The organism is Pseudomonas sp. GL_139_B (assembly GCF_057834475.1).
Map to the genome: position 1 here is coordinate 3771912 of NZ_CM174403.1, position 19818 is coordinate 3791729.

Genomic DNA, 19818 nt, shown 5'->3' on the forward strand with positions numbered 1-19818 from the left:
AACTAACTTAACTGGAGAAAAATCATGCTAGCCGAAACCGTAAGCTTAAAACTTGAATTATTGTGCAATGGCGTTAGTTTTTCCAAGGAATTTCTAGAGTACTTTCAAATCCGAACAGACCATATTGAAAAGAGGCGAGCTTATGGCACAGGAGACAGCATTATTCTCAACCATGGCACTCGCACTCCGCAAGAAATCATTCTTGATGGACAGATTATTGCTGCCGCAAATTACAACCCAGACTCAAATTACTGCATTTCCTTAGAGAAACAAATCCCCATACTCAAGCATGGAGATAGAACTGTGAAAATTACATTTCCACAGAGACCTAAATCTTATGGAATGCACCTCAGTAATAGCGAACTATTTGAGCAGCACATAACCGTATATGGCAACTCGACTCTCGGAATCTTCTCTCCAGGCCACTGCCATTACTTCAAAAATGGTGACGAGTGTAAATTCTGCTCTTTAGGTTCAGCAAGAGAGACACTATCTGATCATAAGATGCGAATAAAAGGTGATATCGCTGGCGAAGCCGTAGCTACAGCCATTAATGAAGAGAGCGGACGATATAAACGGGTTCTATTGAACGGAGGGACGATACCAAACTACGACAAAGGGTACTCAATACATATAGATCTGCTGGAGAGAGTAAAAGAATCCAACCTCCAGAGCACCCTGGACTACCACTTAATTTCTATGCCGCCCAAGGATTTTCGCCTTTTTGATCGATTCAAACAAAATGGTAATAATATGTCTATGAGTATAGAAGTATTCGATCCGGATTTATTTAAAGAAATTTGCCCAGGAAAAGCTCGTGACTATACTCGCGAACGGTTTTTAGCCGCTTTTGAAGCCGCTGTCGAAGTTCTAGGCCGTGGCAACGTATATGCTGGTTTTGTCGCCGGGATGGAACCGCTGGAATCAATCATTGAAGGTATCGAATTTTTCGGAGACATGGGAGTGGTACCTGCTGTTGCAGCATTTCACCCTGACGCGGGCTCGCAATATTCTAACAGACAGCGCCCATCGAAAGATTTCCTGATGAAAGTTGGGAAAAAGATGTCTGAAATATATCATAGAGAAGGATTTCAGCCATTAATCGAGGGAAGTGGTAGAAACTCATTAGATACCGAAGCCTACTTAGGGGGATTTGCATGAGCGGTTCATCTGACCAACCGATATTTATCGCGTTCGAAGGCACTGACGGAGCAGGAAAGTCAACTATTGCAAGGGCAACCTTTGACAAAGTTTTTGAATCCTATTCCAAAATTAGTTATATAGATAAAAACCGGCCACCGGTGCCATCAGGTTATACGGAGTTTCACATGTCTCGTATACGAGAGGTTCTTTGGGATTATCCGGATAACGCCCCTCTAGACCAATTGGGCGATAAACATTGGATAAGTTTAATATCCGCTTGGTTTCAAGCCACAGATTATGCTGCCATCAGGCCATTAATCGATTCTGGCGTTAGTTGCATTGCTGATGGCTGGCACTATAAATATCTAGCACGTTTTTTACTTAAAAATACAGGCATGGCTGAAGAGGCATTAACAATATTCTCAACCATTAGAAAACCGGACGCCGTCATTTTCCTGGATGTCGACCCCGCTCTTGCAGCGCAAAGAAAGGGGTCTTTCCGCCTCAGTGAAAGCGGCGCCTTTGACGGTGGCAATGAAGATCGCCTTAAAAGTTTCATCGCGTATCAAAATAGAGTTCGATCCAGCTACGAGCAATGTGGATTGGCAAATTGGGTGAGGATTGATACGACCGACCTTAGTGAGGAAGCGGTGCTTGATAAGGCGGTGATCGCGGTACAAAGCTTACTCAGCGATTTATAGGATTCGGGATGACAAACGTGCTAACTGTCGCCCCTCTGTGGGAGTGAACCTACTCGCGATAGCCATTCGTCATTCAACATTGATGTCGTCTGACACCCCGCCATCGCGAGCACGCTGATCTGGCCTAATGAAATTGGACACATCAATAGGGCGCTATGATGGCGCCCAAATCTAAGGTGTGCATGATGATGCGAAAGTCCTATTCCAGCGAGTTCAAGCTCAATGCTGCAAGCATGGTGCTTGATGAAGACCAGCCCATTCTTGAGGTCTGCGCCAACTTCGATATCGGCCCTACTGCGTTGCGCCGCTGGGTCGAGCAGGTCAGGAAAGAACGTGCAGGCTCGACGTTAGCGGGAACAAAAGCCATTACCGCCGACCAAAAACAAATCCAGGAACTCAAGACTCTGCTCAGGCAGAAAGACCGGGATATCGAAATCCTAAAAAACCGCCTCCCCGGCGCTCCGCGGCCCATTGGATTAGAAACACTGCGTTCTACACTTATCCGACTGGACAGTGGTCGCTGGCTTTTTGGAGGCTAAGTCCCCGTCAAAAAACTTGACCCAGGGGAAGCTGCGGACCCGTTAGTGGTGGCACGTTCCGTGACCCCGTTTAGGAAGGTGATTTGATCCGAGTCCCCGTCCAGTTCAACTTGACTGGAGGTGCTCATGAAAAAGCACGATCTAAAGCAGCGTGGGTTACCGGTTATTCATGATCACGCAGCCGGCATTGATATTGGCTCACGTTTCCATGTGGTGGCCGTTCCTGCAGACCTTGCCACAGAATCTGTTCAAACTTTCCAGGCTTTTACTTCCGACTTGGAGCGCCTGGCCAATTGGCTGGTCAATCTCGGTATAACGACGGTCGCGATGGAATCGACAGGCGTTTACTGGATTCCGGTTTACGAAATATTGGAAGCACATGGCCTTCAGGTCGTGCTGGCCAATGCCCGAGACGCCCGCGCCGTGCCTGGACGCAAAACCGACGTGAATGACGCGCAGTGGATACAACGACTGCATGCCTGTGGGCTGCTTAGAGCCAGCTTTCACCCAGATCGTGAGATTTCGGCTTTGCGCAGTTATCTGCGGCTGCGGGAGCGTCATCTCGATTACGCCGCGGCGCACATTCAGCACATGCAAAAAGCTCTCACGCACATGAACCTGCAATTGCATCACGTCGTGGCCGATATCACCGGCTTGTCGGGGATGCGGATAATCCGCGCCATCGTCGCAGGCGAGCGCAGTCCCTCCACGTTAGCGGCGCTGAGTGACAAGCGCTGCAAGGCGGGTATTGATGTGATTGAGGCATCGCTGGTCGGCAACTACCAGCCCGAGCACGTATTCGCTTTGACGCAGGCGCTGTCCATGTATGACGCTTATCAATCGCAGCTACTGGTTTGCGACCAGCAGATAGCACAAACGCTGCTCAAACTCTCGCAAAAAAAGGTATCACCCCTCGAACCGTTGCCAAAACCACGGCATAACACTCGGCAACCCAATGCGCTCAATTTCGATGTACGTACCTTGCTCTATCAACTGGTCGGTGTTGATCTGACCCAGATCCACGGCATCGGCCCCTACCTGGCTCTGCGGCTAGTCGCCGAGTGCGGCACGGATCTGAGTCGATGGCGGACTTGCCATCATTTCACTTCCTGGCTCACCCTTGCGCCCGGCTGTCGTATCAGTGGCGGCAAGGTACTTTCGGCCCATACCCGCAAGACCAAAAATCGAGTGACCGCCCATCTGCGCTTAGCCGCTGTGACCGTCGGCAGAACGAACACGGCATTGGGTGCGTTTTATCGGCGGCTCGCGGCTCGAATCGGCAAAGCCAAGGCCGTCACAGCTACCGCTCGAAAGATCGCGATCCTGTTCTACAACGCCATGCGTTTCGGTATGAATTATCAAGACCCGGGAGCCGATCACTATGAGCAAAAATATCGCGAGCGAGTCGTCAAAGGCCTACACCGACGCGCGGCTGAGTTTGGTTTTACTCTGCAACCCGTGGAGGGTGTTTCTTAGGAAGGCCAGTGTTCTCCTGCTTTTGGACTCCAAAGATCATTCCCTCTGATCAGCGAGCTAGGAGAACAGTACGGCATTTCAGATTGTTGTCGCGTGTTTGAAGTCAACCGCAGCAGCTATTACGCCTGGCGTCAGCGCCAAGGAAAAACGAACCCCGAGCGCGAAGCGCTCAGGGTTGCTCTGATCAAGTACCACAAAGCATCAAAAGGCTCGGCGGGCGCCCGCACTCTCTCCAAGGATATGCAGGGCGCAAAGCATAAGGTGGGGCGCTACATGGCTGCTCGTTTGATGAAGGAGGCTGGGATTTCCAGTTGCCAACGCCGCCGCCATAAGTACAAGTCGTCGGGTGTTGAATCGCTCGTGGCTGAGAATGTGCTGGACCGTGAGTTTTACGTAGCTGATATCAATAAAGTCTGGTGCGCAGATATCACCTTTATCCAGCTGGGCAAGCGTTGGCTCTATTTCTCTGTGGTTTTGGATTTGTTTGCACGACGGGTGGTGGGATGGTCGTATTCGTTGGTCGCCGACGCGACCCTAGCAAGCGAGTCACTGCGTATGGCTGTCGAATTGAGAGGACGACCTAAAGGTGTGCTGTTTCATTCTGACCAAGGGTGCCAATACACCAGCCATAAATTCAGGGACGAACTGATGGCTCACGAGCTAAAGCAGAGCATGAGTCGAAAAGGCCAATGTTGGGATAACGCCCCGATGGAGCGCTTTTTTGGCAGCTTGAAGTCCGAATGGGTGCCTGAAGAGGGCTACCACTCGGAATATGAGGCCCGAGTAGATATCAACCGATATGTGGCGCGCTACAACAATGTAAGGCGCCACAGCTACAACGGTTACCACTCGCCGGTAGCGGCAGAAAAGATGGCGGCGTGAGAACCGAAAACAATGTCCAAAATTACTGGACCAGATCACGCTCGCTCCCACAGGGGGTTCTGTGTGTGAGGCTTAAAGCCCCCCCTCAGCCCGATCCAGCCGCTCCCGTAAAAACTCGATCAACGCCTGCACCGGTCGCGAACTCTGACGATGCTGCGGATACACCGCCGACAACGTCAACGGCTCAGGCCGAAACGCATCCAGCACCGGCACCAGCATGCCGTCCTTCAAGGCCCCACCGACGATAAACGTCGGCAAGTAGGTAATCCCCATCCCGGCAATCGCCGCGTCCTTGAGCAACTCACCGTTGTTGACCCGCATCCTGCCCGTGACATTGACGGTCTGCGGTTTGCCCTGCCCGTCGAACCGCCATTGCACCTGACGACCGTGGCCATAAGGCAGGCAGTCATGACCGTGCAGGTCTTCGGGTTTGAGCGGCGTGCCGCGCTCGGCCAGGTACGTCGGGCTGGCGCAGTACACACGCTGGATCGACGCGATGCGTCGGGCAATCAGCGTCGAGTCTTCCAGAATGCCGATGCGCAAGGCCAGGTCGTAGCCTTCACCGAGCAAATCCACCGGGCGATCGCTGAGGTCCACTTCCACGGTGACGTCACGGTAACGCTGCAAGAACACCGGCAGCAGGCAACTCAAATGCGCCACCGCAAACGACAACGGTGCGCTGATGCGGATAGTGCCGCGTGGCTCGGTGGTCTGCCCGGCAATGCCCTGCTCTACTTGCTCGACCTCACTCAGCAGGCGCAAGGCCGACTCGTAATAACTCTGCCCCAGTGGCGTAACGTCCAGCCGCCGTGTCGAGCGATTGAGCAAGCGCACGCCCAGGCGCTCTTCGAGTTGCATCAAACGCCGGCTGACGAACTGCTTGGACAGCCCCAATTGATCTGCCGCCGCGGTGAAGCTGCCGGATTCCATGACCTGGCAAAAAATACGCATGTCTTCGAACGGGTTCATTGTCATTCACTGGTTGACAGTCGACGACTTTTATAGCCGCTTCTTCGCTTTTTGGCATGCTATTAATGTGTGGGCCACGGTGTTGCGCGCAGCACAAACCCTGTGGGAGCGAGCCCGCTCGCGAATGCGGCAGCCCGTCCAACAAAGATGCTGGCTGATCCACCGCTTTCGCGAGCAGGCTCGCTCCCACAGGTTTATGCGTTGTAGTTGAAGTGGCTTACTTCGACGTCAGCGCCGAATAGCTGTTCATCAAATTGCGGTAGTTCGGAATGCGCTGCGACAGCAGGTTCGCCAGGCCTTCCATGTCGTTGCGCCAGTCACCTTGCAGTTCGCAGGCCACCGAGAACCAGTTCAACAGTTGTGCACCGGCCGCCGTCATACGCGCCCAGGCGGCTTGCTGCACGGTTTCATTGAAGGTGCCCGAGGCGTCAGTGACGACGAAAACGTCAAACCCTTCCGCCAATGCCGACAGTGTCGGGAAGGCCACGCAAACGTCAGTCACTACACCGGCGATGATCAACTGCTTGCGACCCGTGGCTTTGACGGCTTTAACGAAATCCGCGTTGTCCCAAGCGTTGATCTGACCTGGACGCGGGATGTACGGCGCGTCCGGGAACAGCTCTTTGAGCTCAGGCACCATCGGGCCGTTAGGGCCGCTTTCGAAACTGGTGGTGAGGATGGTCGGCAGTTTGAAGAACTTGGCCAGGTCTGCGAGGGCCAGCACGTTGTTCTTGAATTCGTTGGGTGAGAAATCCTGTACCAGTGAGATCAGGCCGGTCTGGTGGTCGACCAACAGGACAACGGCATCGTCTTTGTTCAGGCGTTTGTACGGAACGTTGCTCATGTGAAACTCCTCGTGGATGTTTATCGCTCAGGGCGTCGGCCAATGCGGCCGGCGCTTTTTATGTGATCGTCAGAACGCGAAGCACGAGCAGCCAAAGGCGCCCCAGAAACCCGCAAAATCGCTGACAGGGGCGTTCGACAAACGTGCCTTTTCATGGCTATGTGAATGCACGCCACAGGATCCGCTGCAATGGTGAACCTGTGCCTGCATCGGCGAAGCCGGACGCCAGTGGCCCGGCACTTTCACCACCGGCGACCAGTCCGGCAGCACAGGCACACTGGCCGGTCCAAGTTTTTCGAAGTCACCGGCGGCATACACCAGTTTGCCGCCGACCACCGTCAATACCGACTCGATCCACTTGATCGCTTCTTCGTCGACGCTGAAAAAGTCCGCGCCAAGTACCGCGACGTCTGCCAGTTGGCCGACCTTGATCATGCCTTTCTTGCCCTGCTCGGAAGAGAACCAGGCGCTGCCATGGGTGAACAGTTCCAGCGCGGTCTGCCGGGACAGGCCCTCAGCGTGCAGCTCAAGCCCACCCACGGTGCGACCGCTGACCATCCAGTACAGCGAGGTCCAAGGATTGTAGCTGGACACTCGCGTGGCGTCGGTGCCAGCGCCGACCGGTACACCTTCGGCCAACATACGCTTGATCGGCGGCGTTGCTTCGGCGGCTTTGGCGCCATACCGCTCGACAAAGTATTCGCCCTGAAACGCCATCCTGTCCTGAATCGCAATACCACCGCCCAGCGCCCTCACCCGCTCGATGTTCTGCGGGGTGATGGTTTCAGCGTGGTCGAAAAACCATGGCAGACCGTTAAACGGAATGTCGCGGTTGACCTTCTCGAACACGTTGAGCATGCGGCTGATCGATTCGTTATAGGTGGCGTGTAAACGGAACGGCCAGCGCTGTTCCACCAAGTGGCGCACCACCGGTTCCAACTCGCCTTCCATGGATTGCGGCAGGTCCGGACGCGGTTCGAGGAAGTCCTCGAAATCCGCTGCCGAGAACACCAGCATTTCCCCGGCGCCGTTGTGCCGCAGGTAATCATCGCCCTGGTGCAGGGTCACGCTGCTGGTCCAGTTCTTGAAGTCGGTAAGCTCTTCTTTGGGCTTTTGGGTGAACAGGTTGTAGGCGATGCGAATGGTCAGTTGCTGGTCCTTGGCCAACTGCTCGATCACCTGATAATCGTCCGGATAATTCTGGAAACCACCGCCGGCATCGATGACGCTGGTCAGACCCAGACGATTGAGTTCGCGCATGAATTGGCGGGTCGAGTTGACCTGATACTCCAGCGGCAACTTCGGCCCCTTGGCCAGCGTCGAGTACAGAATCATCGCGTTGGGCCGCGCGACCAACATCCCGGTCGGCTCACCATTGGCATCACGCACAATCTCGCCACCCGGCGGGTTCGGCGTATTGCGGGTATATCCGGCGACGCGCAACGCGGCACGGTTGAGCAAGGCACGGTCGTACAAATGCAGGACAAATACCGGCGTGTCCGGCGCGGCCTGGTTCAATTCTTCGAGAGTCGGCATGCGTTTTTCAGCGAACTGGAATTCGTTCCAGCCACCGACTACACGCACCCATTGCGGCGTCGGGGTGCGGTCGGCCTGATCCTTGAGCATGCGCAAGGCATCGGCCAGCGACGGCACCCCTTCCCAACGCAGCTCGAGGTTGTAATTGAGGCCGCCACGGATCAGGTGCAAGTGCGAGTCGTTGAGGCCGGGGATGACGCAGCGGCCCTTGAGGTCGATGACCTGGGTGCCCGAACCGCGCAGGGCCATGGCCTCGGCATCGGTGCCGACCGCAACGAAGCGGCCGTCGCTGATCGCCACGGCACTGGCGAGCGGATTTTCACGGTCAACGGTATGAAATTGGCCATTGAATAAAATCAGATCGGCGTTCATCGCGTTTCCTTGGGCTGAGTAGAAGGAGATAACCAGGGCGCGAACAGGCGCGTTGCCATCGGCATGAACAGGTACACCACCGACACCACAATGGTCAGGGTGATCAGGAACGTGGCGATCACGTAGCTGGAGAGAAACGCATTGAGCTGCAGCAGCGGCCCCCAGATCAGCGGCACCAGCAAGGTGTGCGGCAGAATCACCAACAACGTCACCACGGCCTGCTTCCAACGCGGCGGTGGTGGCGACGCGGCGTCGGCCTGGGGCGCGAACCAGAATTCCTTGATCGGGTTAACTTCGGTCTGGTCGCCGTCAGCCAGCATCGGCGTGGCTTCGCGGACCAGTTCCAGGCGTTGCGGCGAATCGAGCCAGTGCTGCATCGCTTCGGTGGTGCAAAAGCGCAGCACGCAGGTGTACAAGTCGAGCCCGGCGTTTTTACCGCGCATCACGTCCACACCCAAGTGCCCTTCCTGCTGCCCGGCGATGCTGACAATGTTGCGCAACCAGGCTTCGTAAGGCACTTCAAATCCGGCCTTCACCCGGTGCTTGATGACCAGGGTCACGACTTCTTCAAATGGTTTGGATTCAGGCATAACGCAACGCTCCGGCGAATCGGACATTGAGCGCCAGCCGACCGGGCCCGGCGATGAAAATGCTGGTGAACAAGATCAACAACAGCCAGCCGAATTGCCCTTCTTCGATACTCCATTGCGGATGCACCACCACCATCGCCACCAGCAACACACACAAAATCGGCAGGCACGCCAAGCGCACCAACAGCCCGGCAATGATCAGCAACGGGCACAGCACCTCGGCGAAAATCGCCAGCATCAGCGTAAGGTGGGTGCCGAGGTGGAAAGGGTCTTCGATAACTTGCAGTTGAGCGCTGTAGTTAAGCAGCTTCGGCAAACCGTGCACCCACAGCAGAAACAAACTGGCGCTGAGCCGCAAAAACAACAGGCCAACGTTCTGAGCCCGTTCATCCCATTGCGAAGCGTTCATGGGTTACCTGCACAAATGAAAAACCACCGGCAGCGAGGGTGCCGAGACATCATTCGATAGTGCCGGTGTGGGGACGGGGAAAATTGGATGGGTGTGCTCTTTTTGCGAGTACACGCTCATCTGTAATGCAGCGAAAATCCTGTAGGAGCCGGGCTTACCCGCGATGACGGTCTACCCGTCAAAAGTTATCTGGTTGACACACCGCTATCGCGGGCAAGCCCGGCTCCCACAATTGGATCGGGGGCATCTGAGATGGGACTGGTTGGCTGTCAAGCCGCCATCGCAGCGATACGGCGACCCAACAAGCCAGCTCCTACAGGGAGCCGCTGAATGTCCGGGGAAATTTGGTCGGCCCGAAGGCCACTCTGTTCAAGCCGGAATCGGCAAAGCCGTGGACATGAACTCGCTGATCCGCGAGCGCAACCAACGCTCCGCCGGGTCGTTGTCATGCACCCCGCTCCAGGCCATCGATAATTGCGCCGCATCGATGGCAAACGGAGGGTCTTCGGCGCGCAATCCGCAGCCTTCTACCAGCGCGCACGCCGCATAGTCCGGCACGGTGGCGATCATCTCGGTGCCGGCGAGGATCGCGCGCAAGCCGCTAAATTGCGGTACGCCCAACACCACGCGGCGGCTACGACCGAGCTTGGCCAGGTCGAGGTCGATGTTGCCGCTCAGGTCGCCGGAAAACGAGACCATGGCGTGGGGTCGTTCGCAGTATTCGTCGAGCGTCAGCGTGCCCGGTCGCTTATCACCGCGCAGCACTTTGCAGGGAATATCCCGCAATTTTTTGCGCTTGGCATTCGCTGGCAAATCGGTGGTATAGCTGACACCCACGGAGATTTCGCCGGAGGCCAGCAGCGCCGGCATCAGCAAGTAGTTGGCGCGACGTACCACGACGACGATCCCTGGAGCCTCTTCTTGCAACTGCCGCAGTAACGGTGGAAACAAGCCGAACTCGGCATCATCCGACAGCCCGATGCGAAACACGTCGCAACTGCTGGCCGGCTCGAACTCCTTGGCACGACTGACCGCGCCGGAGATCACGTCCATTGCCGGCTGCAACTCTTTGAGAATTGCCAGCGCCCGTCCGGTCGGCTCCATGCCGCGCCCGTTACGCAGCAACAACGGATCGTCAAACAGATCGCGCAACCGCCCCAACGCCGCGCTCACCGCCGGTTGGCCCATGAACAGTTTTTCCGCGACACGGGTCAGGTTCTTTTCAAACATCAACGCTTCGAAAATCACCAACAGGTTCATGTCGACGCGGCGCAGATCATTACGGTTCATAGGCACGGTTCCCTTGTGTGTTGAGCCAGGCATAAAGCGCTGAGACTTTACTCGATCAGCAGTCATGCACAACGCCACCGGATGACGCCGATCGTGTAAGTACCGCGCATGAATACATTACAGCGATGTGCTGAGTCAGCTCCTTTTCCCGTCTTGCGCACAGACGGAATTAACAACGTTTAACTCGCCTGCCAGAGCCCTGCGTCCAAGAATGAAGCTCACCGACACGGACATTTGTCATGGCCCACTCTCAGCAAAACGCTGCCCGCGCAGCAGTCACTGAATCACCAAAGAAGACCACTGGTGGCCTGACTCCCTGGCGCGAAAGCCTGGCGAAACAACTGATCCTCGATCATCTGGATGAAACCGTCGAGGTCACCGAACTGGCGCGGGCCTGCGCCCTCTCGCGCAGTCATTTTTCCCGTGCGTTCAAATGCAGCACCGGTCTCTCGCCACAAGACTGGATTCGCAACCAACGCATCGCCCGCGCCAAGCAACTGATCCAAAATACCGACCTGACGCTGACGCAAATCAGCCTCGAATGTGGCTTCTGCGATCAGGCACATTTTTGTCACATATTCACCCGTAGCGAAGGCATCACGCCGTTTGCGTGGCGCTGCCGCGCTCTGCGCCCTCAACCTCACCGCCCTGCCTACACCGCCCAACATCACGCGCAATAAAGCCTGACGCCGCGAATTGGGTAGCAGCTGTCGAGCCCCAGCGTGACTGCGGCTCGACAGCTGCTACAGGACGCAGGCACCTGTAGCAGCTTGCGCTTGCGTTACCCCTTGAGGAACGCCAGCAAGTCAGCGTTTAGCTGATCCTTGTGGGTATCCGTCAAACCATGGGGGGCGCCTGGGTAGACTTTGAGCGTAGAGCCTTTGACCAGTCGTGCCGAGGCAATGCCCGCCGCTTCGAACGGCACCACCTGATCCGCATCGCCGTGCACTACCAAGGTGGGGATGTCGAATTTTTTCAGGTCTTCGGTAAAGTCGGTTTCGGAGAAGGCCTTGATGCAGTCATAGGCGCTTTTGTGGCCTGCCATCATGCCTTGCATCCAGAACCAGTCGATCATGCCTTGTGATGGTTTGGCGTCTGGTTTGTTGAAGCCGAAGAACGGCCCGCTGGCGAGGTCGATGTACAGCTGCGAACGGTCGACCAGTGACGCCTGGCGAATGCCATCGAACACCTCGATGGGCAGACCGCCAGGGTTGGCTTCGGTCTTGAGCATCAGCGGCGGCACCGCAGATATCAGCCCGGCCTTGGCTACCCGGCCAGTACCGTGGCGACCAATGTAGCGCGCCACTTCACCGCCCCCGGTGGAGAAGCCGAACAACACGGCGTTTTGCAGATCCAGCAGCTCGATCAACTGCGCCAGATCGTCGGCGTAGTGGTCCATGTCATTACCGGACCACGGCTGGCTGGAACGCCCGTGACCCCGGCGGTCATGGGCAATAACCCGGTAGCCCTTGTCAGCCAGGAAAATCATCTGCGACTCCCAGCTGTCGGCGTTCAATGGCCAGCCATGGCTGAAGACGATGGGCTGACCTGTGCCCCAGTCCTTGTAGTAAATCTCGGTGCCGTCTCGGGTCGTGAATGTACTCATGCGATTTCTCCTTAGCGGGGGTTGGGGTGAATCAAACAAGTGAGGGGTTCATGCGCTCGGCCAACCGGGCCACCCGCTCGCCCAGATGCGCGGCGGTGCTGCGGTCTTCGGGCGGCGGGGCCAATTCGGGAGGTTGCTCGACATTTGACTGGGACATGGCGCCCAGCGAGCTGCCCAGGCGATTCATCTGCCCATCGAACACGCCCGTGCCGGAGCGTGCCGGCAGCACGTCGAGGCCAACCCAGATCATTGAGTGTTGGGCGGCGAACACCGCCAGCTGGAGCAAGGTGTTGAGTTTGTCGCCGCACAGGCTGCCGGAGTTGGTGAACCCGGCGGCCAACTTGTCGCGCCAGGGTTGGGCCAGGTAAAACGCCGCAGTGGCCTCCATGAACCCTTTGAAGGGCGCCGAGACGCTGCCCATGTAGGTCGGCGCGCCGAAGATAATGGCGTCGGCGCGGTGTAATCGATCCCAGTGATCTTCCACTTCCTCGACCGGAATCAACTGGCAGGTGCTGCCCACGTGCCGTTCCACCCCTCGGGCGACGGCCTGCGCCATGACCCGGGTGTGCCCGTAGCCGCTGTGATAGACCACCACCACGTTGCTCATTACGGTGTCCTCATGACAATGAATCCCTGCTTAACTTCAATGCCAACACTGCGACTGATCGGTGAAGTTGAAGAAGCAGAGTTTTGGGCGTAGACCAGACGCTGGACGAGTTAAACGTTGTTAATTTTCCATGGCGCACCCAAAACCATGGCGCTGCCTTTGCTACCCTAAACACTGCACCTGCTGCGTGTGCAGGGCACAAGCAGTCGTTGCCAACACCCGACCGTCACTCGTCACCCGGATTGCGCCGACCAAAAAACCTGAGGAACATGCTCGAAAACCTCGTCCTGGACGGATGCAAGCAGGAGTGACCCATTGACCCTTTCCCCCGAGCAGGCTGTGCATTTCGGCCCCTACCGGATCTACCCCGGACAACGCCTGGTGATGGAAGCCGATCAGCCCCTGCGCCTGGGTCGGCGGGCCATGGACATTCTGTTGATCCTGCTGGAGCACGCCGGGCAGGTGGTCAGCAAACAGCAACTGATCGCGACGGTCTGGCCCAAAAGCGTGGTGGAAGACATCAACCTGCGGGTACACATGGCGGCATTGCGCAAAGCCCTTGGTGATGGCCAGGCCGGTCAGCGCTACATCGTCACCGTGGCGCAGCGCGGCTATAGCTTTGTCGCGCCCTATTCACTGGAACTGATCGAGCTACACCCGGACACCGAAGCGCCGGTGCCCAACGGCCATAATTTGCCCATGCGCCGCACTCGGCTGATCGGTCGCCAGGCCCTGGTCGACGCTCTGGTCACGCAACTGGCACGCAAGCGTTTCATCACCCTCGTCGGCCCCGGCGGAATCGGCAAGACCACCGTGGCCCTGCGCGTTGCCGAACAGCTGATCGGGCGTTACCGGGACGGTATTCGTCTACTGGACCTGGCACCGATCAACGACCCGTTGATGATCACCACGCATCTGGCGACTCTGCTGGATTTGTCCCTGCACGACGGCGAACCCATGAGCGGGCTCGCAGCCTTCCTGCGCGACAGGCAGATGCTGCTGGTGATCGACAATTGCGAGCACCTGCTCGACGCCATCGCCCTGCTCTGTGAAGGCATCCTGCGAGGCGCGCCCGAGGTGCACATTCTGGCCACCAGCCGCGAAAGCCTGCGGGCCGAAGGCGAATTCGTTCAGCGCCTGGAGTCGCTGGACTGTCCGCCGCCCATCGCCGTGCTGGACCGCGCTCAGGCCATGACGTTTTCGGCGCTGCAATTGTTTGTCGAGCGGGCGATAACCAGCCACGACAGCTTTGAATTGAGCGATGACGAGCTGCCACTGTTGATCGACATCTGCCATCGCCTGGACGGGATTCCACTGGCCATCGAACTGGCCGCCGCGCAAGTCGGCAGCTTTGGTTTGAGTGGACTGCTGGAACAGTTGCATGGCAGTTTTCGCCTGCTTACCCAAGGGTGTCAGCCAGCGATTGGCCGACACCAGACCCTTCGCGCCACGCTCGACTGGAGCTTCGAACTGCTGACGGTCTGTGAGCAAACCTGCCTGCGCCGATTGGGTGTGTTCAGGGGAGGATTCACCCTGGAGTCGGCCGCCGAAGTAATCGTCGGTGAACACATCGACCCCGACAAGGTGTTTGGCGCGATTACCCAATTGGTCGCCAAGTCGCTGCTGAACGTGGAGGTCGGCGATGAAGAAGTGTTTTACCGCCTGCTCGACACCACACGCAGCTATGCCCTGGAGAAACTCGACCAGACCACCGACTTGGCGGACACGCAAATCCGCCATGCCGAACGCTGCCTGGTCTTGATGCATCAGGCCCAGAATGACTGGGAGCACATCCCCACCGGTGTGTGGATCGAGCGTTATGCCCGCGGCCTGGAAGATATTCGCGCTGCGCTCGATTGGGGCTTGAACGGACGCGGGTCTCGATCACTGGCGATCCGCCTGGCCGCAACGTCCACGCCGCTGTGGCAGGAACTGTCGCTGCTCAAGGAGCACGGCGTGTATGTGCGCAAGGCCCTGACGTTGCTCGATGCGACGCCCGAGCCCTGCCTTCATCTGAAAATGGCCCTCAAGCTGGCCCTCGGCAGCTCCTGTTACCACACCCAGGGCGGCACACCGGAAACCATCGAAGCCTTCGTCAGTGCCAGGAATCTGGCCATACAGTGCAGTGACGTGGCCGGTCAGCTGCGGGCGGTGTCCGGGTACATGGCGGTCAATCTCAGTTGCGGCAATTATCGAATGGCACTGGAGCAGAGCCGGCAATTCGATCGGTTGGACGCACAAGACGATGCCGTGCTGTCGCTGAGCACGCACCGCTTACGGGTGCTGGCCCTGCACTTTTCCGGGGATCAGGAACAAGCGGGGGTAGATGCCGAACAAGTACTCCAGCGCATGGCACAGAGCGGCCACCTCAACCGATTCACCCATGGTTTTGGCGTGCAGTACGATCAGAGCGTTGCCGCCCTGACGATTCTGGCGCGCATCTTGTGGTTGCAGGGCCAACCGGAGCAAGCCTGGCGCACCGCCCGGCAGGCACTGGATATCGCGATCCAGATCAACCATGGCACCTCCATTTGTTACACCCTGGCCCTTGCCGGTTGCCTGATCGCCCATTACAACGGCGACACCCGCAGCGCTCGTGAACTGCTACGCCTGCTGCTGGAGCAAGCGCAAAAACACTCGGTGTTGCTGTTCTATACATGGGCGCGTCATTACGCGCAGGTGATCGACCCGGCGCAAGCGCAAATCCCCCCCTCACCGGGCACCGGGTTGATCAAGGACATCTTGGTCACGCTGAACAATGATTTGGTCGATGAGGCCTTGCTGCAACGAGCAGATAGCGGCGACGCAGGCTGGAGCACGGCAGAAATTCTGCGGGCCAGGGCGAACGCATTGCTGGCAGAGGACTGCCCGCAGAAAATCGATACCGCCGAGGCCGTACTGATCAGGGCACTGAATGTGGCCAGAACCCAGGGCGCCCTCGCCTGGGAACTGCGCAGCGCCACCTCACTGGCACAACTTTGGCAGCGTCAGGGTCATTTTCGGCAAGCTCATGAACTGCTGGCGCCGATCTACCAGCGGTTTACGGAAGGTTTGGCGACACCGGACCTGGTGAAAGTGCGTCGGTTACTCGACGAACTGCAGCGCCACCTGCCCGGCTGATGTAGCACGCATAACGCCTTTCCAAATCGCGTACCCCTCCACTGTGTTCGAGTAATGTCAGAGCGTATGTGCGGGTGGTGTTGAGGAAACGGTAACGGGTCACGCCACTGCCCTGCTCCATCGACAACAGCGATTTCAGCGCCAGGTGTTCCACCGCTTCCATCACGCGGCCAGGCAGCAGTACCGCGCAGCTGATCACGTCGATGGCGGCGTCCGGGGTGAAGGCCATTTTGAACACGGCCAAACGCTGCAACACCGTTTGCTCTAATGGGCTCAGCCGTTCATAACTCCAATCCAGCGCGGCTTTCAAGGTTTGATGCCGGGGGATAGCGGTGCGCCGGCCTTGGGTCAAAAGTTGAAAGCAATTGTCGAGTTGAGCTTGCACCCCCACCAACGCCAACGCGTCGATCTGCGCGGCGGCTAACTCGATGGCCAGCGGCAAACCATCGAGCCTGCGGCAGATGTCACCCACGGCCATGAGGTCTTGTTCACGCAGGGCAAAGCCTTGTTGACGGGCACGGGCGCGACTGACGAACAGTTGCACGGCCGAATAGCCCATGACTTGCGCGACACTTTGCAGCTCGCAGACGGGCGGCACCGCCAGTGGCGGTAAACGTACCAGCGTTTCTCCTGCGGCCCGCAAAGGCTCGCGACTGGTGACCAGAATCGACAGTCGGGGCGCCGCGACCAGCAGGCTTTCGACCAATGTCCGACAGCGCTCCAGCAGGTGCTCGCAGTTGTCGAGCACCAGTAACGCATGGCGCTGCGCCCACGCCCCGAAGAGAGTCCCGGCGTCCAGTTCGAGGGCGTGCGTCAGGTGATCAACCACGTGCGAGGGATCATCAATCTCCCCCAGATCAACCAGCCAGACACCCTCCTGATAGTGCTGCAACAACAGTTCAGCCACACGCAACGCCACGGTGGTCTTGCCGATGCCGCCGGGCCCGACCAGCGTCATCAAACGCCGCACCGGCAACTGCCGGACCAGACTGCCGACAATCGAGTCACGACCGGTCACCGGCGTGAGCCGTGCAGGCAGGTTGTGCTGAGCTTTTTGAACGGTCTGGATCGACACAGGCACGCCCGCTGGCACGTGCTGCACCGGGGCAACAAAGCTATACCCGCGCTGTGGAATGTTGACGATGTAGCGCTGACCGTTGCGCCCGTCGCCCAAGGCGCGACGCAGGGCTGCGATGTGTACGCGCAGATTGATTTCTTCGACCACCGACGTCGGCCAGACCTGCGCGATCAATGCGTCCTTACTGACCACCGTCCCGGCCCGCTCCAGCAGCACCTGCAAAATGTCCAGGGCTCGTCCACCCATGCGCAGCGGCCGGTCACCTTCCAGGATCAGCCGTTGGCTTTGGTGAAACGCGTAGGGGCCGAAATGCAGCACCGCTTCGCTGTTCAAATCTCTGAGGCTGTTCATGCACGTTTACGTGCTGAAAACCTGGCCCGGCTCAAAGTGCCGCAAACATCCTTCGCACTTGCCCTCCAGGCTCCCGCACCTCCATTGCAAAGAGTTCACGGGTATCTTGGCAGTCCTGCGTGACAGTACAACGGCCACGGAGGGAGCGCCCCGGCCATCACGGTGCGCGCAACGGACACAAGGCGCTAGCTGAACTGTTCGCGATATTGGCTGGGGGTCAGACCGAGCTTTTCGCCGAACAGAAAACGCATGTGCCGCACACTGCCAAAGCCACTTTTGAACGCCACGGTCTTGAGCGGCACGTCACTGGTTTCCAACAGGCTCCTGGCGCGGTCGATGCGTGCGTTTTGCAAAAATTCCATGGGGGTCATGTTCACTTCCCGGGAAAAAATCCGGGTGAAGTGGCGCGCACTCATGGTTGCCAGGCCGGCCATGCGTTCGATGCAGAACGCTTCATCCAAATGTTCCAGCACATAGTTTTGCACGCGGGTGATCGGCGTTTCGTGCGGTGCGACCGCCGTCATCAACGGGCTGAATTGTGCCTGTCCACCCTGGCGTTTCATCACCACCAACAGCACTTTGGCCACGTCCTGTGCGACTTTTTTGCCATGGTCTTCGGCGACCACCGCCAGCGCCAGATCGATGCCGGCGGTTACGCCGCCGGAAGTGATGAGGTTGCGATCCTGCACGTAAATCTGATCGGTCTGCACCGTGGCCTTGGGAAAACCTTTGATCAACCGTTCGGTGTAATGCCAGTGGGTGGTCACGTGATAACCATCGAGCAAGCCGGCGTACCCCAATATAAAGGCGCCGGTGCAGATCGAACCATAGCGCCCGGCGCGATTCACCGCGCTCTTGAGCCAGCTGAGCAACGGTGGGTGTTTCTCGTTATAGGCACCGGGACCGCCCGGCACCAGCAGCAGGTCGTAACCTTGATTCGCCTGATCAATGTGCAGATCGGCCTGGACGCTGACGCCGTTGGACGCACGCAATGCGCCAGGTTCGGTGCCGATGGTCGTCAGCTCGTAGCGATCAGCCGCGGACAGGTAGCGGTTGGCGATGGAAAACACCTCCATGGGGCCGGCCATGTCGAGCAGCAGAAAGCCCGGGAACAACACCATTGCCACGGTTTTCATGAGTTAAAAATCACTGAAGTCAAAGGAAGATCCATCGGCTGAACACCAGTCCCCTGTGGGAGCGAGCTTGCTCGCGATGGCGGCCTTACAGTCGCCATTGTCGTTGAATGTGACACCGTCATCGCGAGCAAGCTCGCTCCCACAGGGGTTATGCGTCCGGCATTAAAAGTGTGCTGTGCATTATGGCCAATCGTGGCATTAACGTCGGAGAAGAATACGTGATCCCCCGCACACAACTGTCAACCTGACAGGGACAGTGTTTCAATCTTCACCTACTTATTGCACCAGCCAGTAACCATTAACCTTCTCCTCACTCGGACGAATCAACGTCCCAACAGGAGATTTCATCATGCTGACCCTTCGCAAAGCCTCGGATCGCGGCGCGGCCAATCACGGTTGGTTGAAGTCGTTCCATACCTTTTCCTTCGCCAACTACCGCAACCCGAAAGAACAAGGTTTTTCCGATCTGTTGGTGATCAACGATGATCGCGTGGCAGCCGGTAAAGGTTTCGGCCAGCACCCACACCGCGACATGGAGATTTTCTCCTACGTGCTTGAAGGCGCGCTGGAACACAAGGACACGCTGGGTACTGGTTCGGTCATCCGTCCGGGTGACGTGCAGTTGATGAGCGCCGGCAGTGGCGTGGCTCACAGCGAGTACAACCACTCGGCAACACGGCCCGTGCACTTCCTGCAAATCTGGATCGTGCCAGAAGTCAGCGGCGCTAAACCGCGTTATCAGCAAGAGCATTTCAGCACGCAAAAGAAACGCGGGCGTCTGCAACTGATCATCTCCCCCGACGGCGACAAGGGTTCGCTGAAGGTGCGCCAGGATGCACGGGTGTACGCCGCGCTGATCGACGGCAAGGAAAACGCCGCGTTGGAACTGGCCGCGAATCGTTATGCCTATGTGCACGTGGCCCGTGGCAGCGTTGAACTCAACGGCGTGCAGTTGCAGGAAGGTGATGGCGTGCGGGTTCGTGATGAGCAGGTGCTGACGTTGAGCAACGGTGTGGATGCCGAAGTACTGGTGTTCGACTTGCGCCCACAAGAACTGCCTGAAATGCCATAAGGTCAAGAGATCGCAGCCTCGCTTCACTCGACAGCTCCTACAGGGTTTTGCGTTCACCTGTAGGAGCTGTCGAGTGAAACGAGGCTGCGATCTTTTT

At 57.7% G+C, this 19818-nt stretch carries 18 protein-coding genes; 8 read left to right on the forward strand and 10 right to left on the reverse strand.

The window, feature by feature from the left end; genetic code table 11:
• The first annotated feature begins 24 nt into the window (after nucleotides 1–24).
• From AC3ISI_RS17090 to AC3ISI_RS17110, 5 genes are all read left to right on the forward strand, one after another.
• Nucleotides 25–1161 (forward strand): radical SAM protein, encoded by a 1137-nt coding sequence (locus AC3ISI_RS17090; protein WP_489332990.1) that lies wholly within the window; start codon nucleotides 25–27, stop codon nucleotides 1159–1161.
• On the forward strand, nucleotides 1158–1844 hold the full coding sequence (locus AC3ISI_RS17095) for a dTMP kinase (RefSeq protein ID WP_489332991.1): 687 nt from the start codon (nucleotides 1158–1160) through the stop codon (nucleotides 1842–1844). The genes AC3ISI_RS17090 and AC3ISI_RS17095 overlap by 4 nt, the downstream gene beginning before the upstream one ends.
• A 182-nt stretch (nucleotides 1845–2026) precedes the next feature.
• Nucleotides 2027–2383 carry a transposase gene (locus tag AC3ISI_RS17100; RefSeq protein ID WP_489332992.1) on the forward strand — a complete coding sequence of 119 codons (357 nt, stop codon included), beginning with the start codon at nucleotides 2027–2029 and terminating at the stop codon, nucleotides 2381–2383.
• 126 nt (nucleotides 2384–2509) lie between these two features.
• Nucleotides 2510–3859 carry an IS110 family RNA-guided transposase gene (locus AC3ISI_RS17105; RefSeq protein WP_489332993.1) on the forward strand — a complete coding sequence of 450 codons (1350 nt, stop codon included), beginning with the start codon at nucleotides 2510–2512 and terminating at the stop codon, nucleotides 3857–3859.
• Between the two features lie 45 nt (nucleotides 3860–3904).
• The gene (locus AC3ISI_RS17110; protein ID WP_223511106.1) at nucleotides 3905–4741 is read left to right on the forward strand and encodes an IS3 family transposase; all 837 of its coding nucleotides are present in this window, start codon (nucleotides 3905–3907) and stop codon (nucleotides 4739–4741) included.
• A 72-nt stretch (nucleotides 4742–4813) separates the two neighbouring features.
• Here AC3ISI_RS17110 and AC3ISI_RS17115 read toward each other — a convergent pair whose 3' ends face one another.
• The 6 genes from AC3ISI_RS17115 to AC3ISI_RS17140 form a co-directional block, all read right to left on the reverse strand.
• Complete coding sequence (locus AC3ISI_RS17115; RefSeq protein ID WP_489332994.1) at nucleotides 4814–5710, reverse strand: LysR family transcriptional regulator; 897 nt, start codon at nucleotides 5708–5710, stop codon at nucleotides 4814–4816.
• A 217-nt stretch (nucleotides 5711–5927) separates the two neighbouring features.
• Nucleotides 5928–6554, reverse strand: coding sequence for an isochorismate family cysteine hydrolase YcaC (ycaC, locus tag AC3ISI_RS17120; RefSeq protein WP_489332995.1), 627 nt, complete (start codon nucleotides 6552–6554; stop codon nucleotides 5928–5930).
• A 69-nt stretch (nucleotides 6555–6623) separates the two neighbouring features.
• Nucleotides 6624–8462 (reverse strand): amidohydrolase, encoded by a 1839-nt coding sequence (locus AC3ISI_RS17125; RefSeq protein WP_489332996.1) that lies wholly within the window; start codon nucleotides 8460–8462, stop codon nucleotides 6624–6626.
• Nucleotides 8459–9052 carry an antibiotic biosynthesis monooxygenase gene (locus AC3ISI_RS17130; protein WP_489332997.1) on the reverse strand — a complete coding sequence of 198 codons (594 nt, stop codon included), beginning with the start codon at nucleotides 9050–9052 and terminating at the stop codon, nucleotides 8459–8461. The genes AC3ISI_RS17125 and AC3ISI_RS17130 overlap by 4 nt, the downstream gene beginning before the upstream one ends.
• Nucleotides 9045–9461 (reverse strand): DoxX family protein, encoded by a 417-nt coding sequence (locus tag AC3ISI_RS17135; RefSeq protein WP_489332998.1) that lies wholly within the window; start codon nucleotides 9459–9461, stop codon nucleotides 9045–9047. Before AC3ISI_RS17135 ends, AC3ISI_RS17130 begins: the two co-directional genes overlap by 8 nt.
• Before the next feature lie 369 nt (nucleotides 9462–9830).
• Nucleotides 9831–10751 (reverse strand): LysR family transcriptional regulator, encoded by a 921-nt coding sequence (locus AC3ISI_RS17140; RefSeq protein WP_489332999.1) that lies wholly within the window; start codon nucleotides 10749–10751, stop codon nucleotides 9831–9833.
• A gap of 239 nt (nucleotides 10752–10990) precedes the next feature.
• Here AC3ISI_RS17140 and AC3ISI_RS17145 point away from each other — a divergent pair, with 239 nt between their 5' ends.
• Complete coding sequence (locus tag AC3ISI_RS17145; RefSeq protein ID WP_489333000.1) at nucleotides 10991–11431, forward strand: helix-turn-helix domain-containing protein; 441 nt, start codon at nucleotides 10991–10993, stop codon at nucleotides 11429–11431.
• 101 nt (nucleotides 11432–11532) lie between these two features.
• Here the strand turns inward: AC3ISI_RS17145 and AC3ISI_RS17150 are convergent, their stop codons facing one another.
• The gene (locus AC3ISI_RS17150; protein WP_489333001.1) at nucleotides 11533–12357 is read right to left on the reverse strand and encodes an alpha/beta fold hydrolase; all 825 of its coding nucleotides are present in this window, start codon (nucleotides 12355–12357) and stop codon (nucleotides 11533–11535) included.
• A 31-nt stretch (nucleotides 12358–12388) separates the two neighbouring features.
• A complete protein-coding gene (locus AC3ISI_RS17155) occupies nucleotides 12389–12964 on the reverse strand; it encodes a flavodoxin family protein (RefSeq protein WP_489333002.1) in 576 nt (191 codons plus the stop codon).
• 315 nt (nucleotides 12965–13279) lie between these two features.
• Here AC3ISI_RS17155 and AC3ISI_RS17160 point away from each other — a divergent pair, with 315 nt between their 5' ends.
• Nucleotides 13280–16084, forward strand: coding sequence for an ATP-binding protein (locus AC3ISI_RS17160; RefSeq protein WP_489333003.1), 2805 nt, complete (start codon nucleotides 13280–13282; stop codon nucleotides 16082–16084).
• Here the strand turns inward: AC3ISI_RS17160 and AC3ISI_RS17165 are convergent.
• Complete coding sequence (locus AC3ISI_RS17165; RefSeq protein ID WP_489333004.1) at nucleotides 16005–17513, reverse strand: ATP-binding protein; 1509 nt, start codon at nucleotides 17511–17513, stop codon at nucleotides 16005–16007. The two genes, AC3ISI_RS17160 and AC3ISI_RS17165, sit on opposite strands and share 80 nt — an antisense overlap.
• Nucleotides 17514–17698: 185 nt before the next feature.
• A complete protein-coding gene (locus AC3ISI_RS17170; protein WP_489333005.1) occupies nucleotides 17699–18649 on the reverse strand; it encodes a GlxA family transcriptional regulator in 951 nt (316 codons plus the stop codon).
• A gap of 349 nt (nucleotides 18650–18998) precedes the next feature.
• Here AC3ISI_RS17170 and AC3ISI_RS17175 point away from each other — a divergent pair, with 349 nt between their 5' ends.
• Complete coding sequence (locus AC3ISI_RS17175; RefSeq protein ID WP_489333006.1) at nucleotides 18999–19721, forward strand: pirin family protein; 723 nt, start codon at nucleotides 18999–19001, stop codon at nucleotides 19719–19721.
• Nucleotides 19722–19818: the final 97 nt, after the last annotated feature.

Bases quoted from the DNA above. Each gene is read 5' to 3' on its own strand.
- AC3ISI_RS17100 (WP_489332992.1), top strand. From the start codon at position 2,027: ATGATGATGCGAAAGTCCTATTCCAGCGAGTTCAAGCTCAATGCTGCA.
- AC3ISI_RS17155 (WP_489333002.1), bottom strand. From the start codon at position 12,964: ATGAGCAACGTGGTGGTGGTCTATCACAGCGGCTACGGGCACACCCGG.
- AC3ISI_RS17115 (WP_489332994.1), bottom strand. From the start codon at position 5,710: ATGAACCCGTTCGAAGACATGCGTATTTTTTGCCAGGTCATGGAATCC.
- AC3ISI_RS17125 (WP_489332996.1), bottom strand. From the start codon at position 8,462: ATGAACGCCGATCTGATTTTATTCAATGGCCAATTTCATACCGTTGAC.
- AC3ISI_RS17175 (WP_489333006.1), top strand. From the start codon at position 18,999: ATGCTGACCCTTCGCAAAGCCTCGGATCGCGGCGCGGCCAATCACGGT.
- AC3ISI_RS17095 (WP_489332991.1), top strand. From the start codon at position 1,158: ATGAGCGGTTCATCTGACCAACCGATATTTATCGCGTTCGAAGGCACT.
- AC3ISI_RS17090 (WP_489332990.1), top strand. From the start codon at position 25: ATGCTAGCCGAAACCGTAAGCTTAAAACTTGAATTATTGTGCAATGGC.
- AC3ISI_RS17145 (WP_489333000.1), top strand. From the start codon at position 10,991: ATGGCCCACTCTCAGCAAAACGCTGCCCGCGCAGCAGTCACTGAATCA.
- AC3ISI_RS17105 (WP_489332993.1), top strand. From the start codon at position 2,510: ATGAAAAAGCACGATCTAAAGCAGCGTGGGTTACCGGTTATTCATGAT.
- AC3ISI_RS17165 (WP_489333004.1), bottom strand. From the start codon at position 17,513: ATGAACAGCCTCAGAGATTTGAACAGCGAAGCGGTGCTGCATTTCGGC.
- ycaC (WP_489332995.1), bottom strand. From the start codon at position 6,554: ATGAGCAACGTTCCGTACAAACGCCTGAACAAAGACGATGCCGTTGTC.
- AC3ISI_RS17135 (WP_489332998.1), bottom strand. From the start codon at position 9,461: ATGAACGCTTCGCAATGGGATGAACGGGCTCAGAACGTTGGCCTGTTG.
- AC3ISI_RS17130 (WP_489332997.1), bottom strand. From the start codon at position 9,052: ATGCCTGAATCCAAACCATTTGAAGAAGTCGTGACCCTGGTCATCAAG.
- AC3ISI_RS17170 (WP_489333005.1), bottom strand. From the start codon at position 18,649: ATGAAAACCGTGGCAATGGTGTTGTTCCCGGGCTTTCTGCTGCTCGAC.
- AC3ISI_RS17140 (WP_489332999.1), bottom strand. From the start codon at position 10,751: ATGAACCGTAATGATCTGCGCCGCGTCGACATGAACCTGTTGGTGATT.
- AC3ISI_RS17150 (WP_489333001.1), bottom strand. From the start codon at position 12,357: ATGAGTACATTCACGACCCGAGACGGCACCGAGATTTACTACAAGGAC.